Annotated in this window: 5 protein-coding genes; all 5 read right to left on the bottom strand. The window is 42.8% G+C overall.

From position 1 onward, the window contains the following. Positions 1-1,136, bottom strand: a 1,136-nt coding sequence (locus VGE44_RS11735; protein WP_331079228.1) for a lactonase family protein, incomplete at its 3' end; no start/stop codon positions are given. A gap of 49 nt (positions 1,137-1,185) precedes the next feature. Continuing rightward, on the bottom strand, positions 1,186-1,659 hold the full coding sequence (locus VGE44_RS11730) for a cytochrome c (RefSeq protein ID WP_331079226.1): 474 nt from the start codon (positions 1,657-1,659) through the stop codon (positions 1,186-1,188). 7 nt (positions 1,660-1,666) lie between these two features. Then, positions 1,667-3,268: an aminotransferase class V-fold PLP-dependent enzyme gene (locus VGE44_RS11725; RefSeq protein ID WP_331079224.1), complete on the bottom strand. Its 1,602-nt coding sequence runs from the start codon at positions 3,266-3,268 to the stop codon at positions 1,667-1,669. 13 nt (positions 3,269-3,281) lie between these two features. Then, positions 3,282-4,553, bottom strand: a complete 1,272-nt coding sequence (locus tag VGE44_RS11720; RefSeq protein ID WP_331079222.1) for an amidohydrolase/deacetylase family metallohydrolase — start codon at positions 4,551-4,553, stop codon at positions 3,282-3,284. Positions 4,554-4,778: 225 nt separating this feature from the next. Then, positions 4,779-6,258 (bottom strand): carbohydrate-binding protein (locus tag VGE44_RS11715; RefSeq protein ID WP_331079220.1); only part of this gene is annotated, 1,480 nt, incomplete at its 5' end.

Here is a 6,258-nt window from a genome sequence, read left to right as displayed (position 1 = left end):
AACTCAATCAAACAACTCACAGCCGGAATAGTATGCTGAACTCCATTAGGTTTAAGTAAACCGGTTTTAGTGTCTCTGTTAAAGACTACTACATTATCTGTATTTGTATTACCCACCAAAACGTACTCACCCGATTTGCTGATCATAAAGTTTCTCGGGTGTTTACCTCCGGTCGACTCATGTCCAATCATCTTTAATTTTCCGTTCTTCGCGTTAACCTCATAGATCACAAGGCTTTCATGCCCTCTGTTCGTTGCATAAATAAATTTATTATCCGGCGAGAAATGAACATCAGAAGCATAAGTCACCTCTGAATAACCTTCAGGAAGCATACTTAAACGCTCAAGAATTGTTAAGGCTCCTGTTTTCCTGTTCACCTTAAAACCAACTATAGTATTCGATAATTCATCCACAGAATAAGCAAAATTACCGTTCTTGTGGATTTTAAAATGACGCGGTCCGGAGCCAGCAGGCACCTGTACAAAAGGAACAGCAGCAGGCTTCAACTTGCCACCGTTCATAACTTCATAAATTACGATTCTGTCTGTACCAAGATCAGAAACGTACAAAAACTTACCATCAGCAGATGGGATGCTGGAGTGAGGGTAAGGCCTTGTCTGCCGCTGCGGATTGATACTGCTGCCGGTATGTTTGACATAATCAGAGGCTTTAGCCAGCGTCCCATCCGAATTTATCGGAAATACGGTTACACTTGCATCTCCATAATTGGCTGTATATGCAAACCTGCCCTTTGGATCAATACTGATATGAGCGGCTCCTTTACCTCCAACCGATTGCTCATTGACTTTTGTTAAGAAACCGGTAAAAGGATCTATTTTAAATGACATCACCGCACCATTTCCATCCTCAAGAGTACCCTTGCCATAAATTGAATACAAAAAATCCTTATTCGGACTGAATGCTAAAAAGCCGGGGCTGCTACCCTCTGTCACTGTTTGCAATTCCTTTAGTGTACCTTTCTGCTGGTCGAATTCCAAAACATAGATCCCTTTACTGCCCCTTGCTGAAGAGGAACCTGCATAAATGATACTTTTAGTACCAGGCTGAGCAAAAAGCTCAGAAGAATCTGCAATAAGCAAGGTCAGGACAAAACCAAATGAAATTAACTTCTTCATAGTCTGATAATTTGTTAATAGTTCAATTTAAGTAATAAAGTAATTTAAATCAATTATCGAGTGTTTTAAATGGATTTTTCTGAAGATCAAAGGGCTTTGAAAGGTCCCTGATATACTCAACCAGTTGCCATTGCTGCTCATCCGATAATTTGGATTTAAATCCCGGCATAATTCCTTTACCCTCTCTTAACTTCCAGTATAAGGCACCATCACTTTGGCTCATAAGCATATCATCCTTGAAATCTGGCACCTGCTGACTTGTATGTTCCAGTGCATATCCCTGCCCCTGATTACCATGGCAGGAAATACAGTATAAATTATATATCTCCTGAGCCTGCGGAAGTGTCAGAGGCTCAATATGATATGGATTATATAAAGTATCTGCCCATGCCGGAGCTTTCCAATCCTGTGGTTGAGCATCATAGGTACCGGTGAATGACAAAACCAGAGTACTCAGGCAAATAAGCAATAGAACAGATCTTATAGCCCGCATATCTTTCATATTTCTTAAGTGTGTCCCCATTATTTAACTACCCTCTGCTACGTCTGGCACCTGCCGGACGATAATCATGGCGTTTAGCTATCCACTCTGCGTCTCCATATTCACTCAGACTTACCTTTCCCTGCATCGTATTTGCATCAGCAGTCCCGGTGAATGTATAATTAATACGAACACCGTCCTTGGTATAGGAACTCCGCATTGTAATCTGTTTACCATGAAGCGTCCCGTCAAGGTCGCGTGAGCCTATACTGGCAATATGTGTTCCAATAAATTCATTACCCTTTTGCTCAATGATCAGGGTCTGATCTACTGTGCTTGCAGAGAATTTCATTTTAAGATCCCACTGCCCGCTGAGGTCAAAAGCAGCCTCTCCGGCAGCTCTCTTGATCATCGGAGGTTTGCTTAACAGGGCATACACCCTATCGGCAATTATTTTTTCCTCTCCAGGCTGAAGTGCCGGAGTATGGATACTGATATTTGGCTGCAAATTTGGTGGAAAAGGAAGGAAACTACCTGCTCCGCTCACTGCAATGCGTGGAGTACCATCCCATAAAAGTCCCTCCATATCTTCGCCGGTCAACGGAATTATTGATTTATCCCAGTTAATAGTCACAGAAGGAGCACGGTTGCTTCTTCCCTTGGGCTCACTCAGTTGTGTGGTCACCCCCTTTACACTCGCCAGACGCTGCATGATGTGATTTCCATAAGATACCCAGGTCTTCCATTCTGCAGCATGATCGCGTTTGAACCAGGTTTCTACTGCCGCAAGCATGCCCATAATCTCTTCACGGCCAACCTTAAATCCACGGCCAAAACCATGATGAGGTCCGGCATTTATTCTGGACGCAATGATCAGGTCTTTACGGCCCAATAATAAGCCTGCACATTGCGGACCGCGGATATATTTACCTCCGCTGTATGCAACCAGGTCGGCACCCTGTGCAATATGTGGATTAGGCACTTCCAGTACTTCGGCTGCAGCATCCACCAAAATTGGCACACCCAAAGGTTTTGCAATGGATGATATCTCCTTTATGGATAAGGGTCCGTTCTCTGAACGAGCACCAGCAAGAACAAGAATCATCGCCGTACGCGGACCAATTGCCAGCTTTAAATCATCAAGGGTATTTACCTCTACCATTCGCACTCCGACAGCTTTTGCAGCGGCATCATAAGCCGTACGTGAATAAGCTGGAATTATCACTTCATCCTTCATACCTGTAAGATCAGGAATCATCCACAGCTTATCAGGATCTCCACCTGTTACACAACCTGCCGTAGCGGCTGTAATCGCAGCCGAAGCACCTGAACTGACATAACCGAACTCTGTGCCGGTAAGTTCACCCAAACGGGCCCCAACGGCATCCATCAGTTCATCGATCTGGACATATTCTTTCACCGCCTCATCCATTGCTTTTTGCACTTCAGGAAGGATCTGGCTCGCGCCAACCACAGTAACTGTACCCCTTGCATTGATCAGCGGACGAACACCTATGGCCTCATAAATACTTTTACCTGCTTGCTTAACCATTTCCGGACTTGCTGCAAATACAGATTCTATGCTGTATCCTGAAACCGCACCTGCAACAGGCAAAAGGCTCAGGCCTTTTATTAATTCTCTCCTCTTCATAAACATCAATAAATTAAAGAGCGGGAAGCCCGCCCACAACTCTTGGCAACGGATTAGTTAAACCATTCAAATCATAAAATACCCGCCCGCCTTTTACTGTAACTTCACATTCAAAGCGCTGCTTACCCTCCAGGCGCTCGCCCATCTGGTCAAAAACCCCGAACTTTCCTTTGCGGATCCGCAGAACAGTTACATCACCCTCTGAGCCTACAGAAAGGTTCCCAATATCTGCCCTGTGGATAACCTGAGCAGGCTTCCAGGTAACTGAATTGATAATTGCAGGAACATCCATTCCGAGGGTAAGAAATTTGTTCATCACATTCAAAATATCCTTCATTGCCGAATTCATACTTCCGCCATGATGATCAGTACTGATAACATCCGGAAAGAAGCCCGCCTTGGTTGCCGGAACAGCGTGTTTAAATGCAAAACTTGCAGCTCCATGACCAACATCCCAGATAACCCCTCTGTTTCTTGCCTCAAATACAAAAGGCCGAAGATTTCCGCTTACAGGATCAGTGATCGCTTCCCGGTCTTTACCACCTCCTCCATAAGTATGGGTATAAATATCTCCGGGACGGAATTTCTTCAAAGTCAGTTCTTCCAATGAAAGTCCGCCACCACCAAAATCAACGATAACCGGAATGTTCCCTGCAACTTTCCCGGCTTCGATCGCACGGTCAATCGGAACCCAATCCGGTTTATTATAATGAGCTACCTTAAAACCAACGATCAGATCTTTGTATTTTAAAGCCATATCGGCAGTTTTACGGGCATCCATATCACCATTATCCTGTTCTATTGCTCCCCCGGCCATACCTTCACCCACAATATTGAGAAATGCGAGAACCCGGGTTCTTGCCCTGTCGATCGTTTGATCTTTAAACTTTTCAAAGTTGCGCCAGCCCGCACTTCCTGCATCCACAACCGTGGTTACGCCTACACGAAAAGTGAATCCATCGGGCTGATTAGCATAGTAGCTGTTTCTTAAATATTTATCCGGCTCAGTACCTGCAAAATTATGGGTATGCATATCAATGATACCCGGAGTCACATATAATCCCTTTGCATTAACCACCCTGGCGGCTGATTTAGGATCTATATTTTTTGAAACGGCAGCAATCTTACCCGCCTTATCAATTGCGACATCCATCACCTCATTAATACTGTTCTTTGGATCGATAACATGTCCGCCCTTAATAATTATGGCATACACCGGATCTGCCTTTTGAGCCATAGCCTGGATACTTAAGATTGAAAAAAATATCAGAAATAGTTTTTGCATTGTAAATGTTCTAATGGTAATACGGTTTGGTCTTCCCTGAACAAACAGGTAAATATTATGAAAAATAGTCAAATTTTGTGGCTGCTTATGTAATTTTTCAATGGCTATTACATAATCAGGTTATACAGGAAGCCTCCCCGGATGATCTTATATTATGAAAAACACCTGGGCTGAAATAAGTTCAGGTCTTTATTTTAATAGGTTTATAAGCAATATAGTTTTTATCTATAATGTGGCATTCCCGAAATAGATCCAGTCTATATCAAATAAACTCTTCTTGCCGGTTTCATCAGTAAATACAAAATACAAATCCTGTACTCCTCTTGTTTCTTTAAGATCTGCTTCAATTTCAGTCCAAGAAGCCTGAGAGTCCGCTATTCTGGCTGGAATTTTTATTGAACTGATCAGCGGGCCATTTTTATTTCCATGATGAACTTCAATTACTCCACCCGACTGAGCCCGAACCCTGTATTTCAATTGCTTAACATTTCTGAGATCAATTGATTTGAAGATTATAAAACTATTATGATTTATGCTTGTTGCATAGGTAAGAAAATCTGTAGTGATAGTTCCAAGGCGGACATTACCTTCATCAAAATCTTCGGCCTGAACAAATGGACTTCGCAAAGTAATATAATCGCGGCTTTGCAGAGGTTCAATTCCATTCGCACCCTGATCAGTATACGTCGCATTCAAAAGGTAGAGACCCTCTATTCCCTTCCCGATATGTTCATTTAAAACAATGTCATCTTTTAACGGACGCTTATCCCCTGACTTATCAGTTAAGGAAAATATATATTTAACAATCTCCTCAGCATCAGATTTAGGTAGTTCAGGATGAGGTATCATCGCACGCTCGCCCCATACACCACTCCCTCCTTGTATAATTTTATCAGTAAGATATGTAAGAGTACCTTGTTTCCCGGAATACCGCTCTGATATTGCCAGATATGTCGGACCAACAGAGGCCCGATCCACAGAATGGCAGGATTTACAATCCAGAGAAGCGGTAAGTTGCTGCCCCTTCAAATAGTTGAAACTGCCGGCATCCTGATTTTGGGTTAAAATTACGGCAACATCTTTTCCACGGGGCAAATAGCCAAAAGTAACTTTGATCCTTTCCGGATTAATTGTTGTTTCCTCCTTATCCTTCACCAGTACATTATAGTCGAGCAGGGAATTATCCCAAAAAAAGCTGCGGTTAGATGAGGTTTCTATCTGAACCTCCGGCGGTGTATTTCCTGCAAAGACTTGTGTGCTGCTAATTCCACGGCCACCCCTGTTATCAGTAACAGTTAATGTTACTGTATGCGCTCCGGCTTTGGTAAAGGTATAATTAACAATTTGACCCTTAAATTCCTTATTCTCTATATTCCAGGTATAAAACAATTTATCTTCCCTGTCATGGTCGATGGATTTTTTACCCGAAAACTGTACAGAGAAAGGACTTGCCCCATATTGCTTATCAGTCTGTATTTCTGCTACCGGATTTCTATTGCCTTCCTGATATTCAATACGAACCAGTTTTGCATCCATGTTTTTTGAGAACCAGTTTGTACCATACTCCAGTACATACAATGCGCCATCATTGCCAAACTGCATATCTACCGGAGCCTTAAACTTCAGATGCTCCAAAAAAGGCTCCATACTGAGATAATTTCCATTTTTATCCAAACTTACGGCCATTATCCAGCCTCTGATCCAT

Source organism: Daejeonella sp., assembly GCF_036405355.1.
Taxonomy (GTDB): domain Bacteria; phylum Bacteroidota; class Bacteroidia; order Sphingobacteriales; family Sphingobacteriaceae; genus Daejeonella.
The sequence above is the reverse complement of the archived record's forward strand: the minus strand, read 5'-3'. Positions and strand labels throughout refer to the sequence as shown.

Bases quoted from the DNA above. Each gene is read 5' to 3' on its own strand.
- VGE44_RS11730 (WP_331079226.1), bottom strand. From the start codon at position 1,659: ATGGGGACACACTTAAGAAATATGAAAGATATGCGGGCTATAAGATCT.
- VGE44_RS11725 (WP_331079224.1), bottom strand. From the start codon at position 3,268: ATGAAGAGGAGAGAATTAATAAAAGGCCTGAGCCTTTTGCCTGTTGCA.
- VGE44_RS11720 (WP_331079222.1), bottom strand. From the start codon at position 4,553: ATGCAAAAACTATTTCTGATATTTTTTTCAATCTTAAGTATCCAGGCT.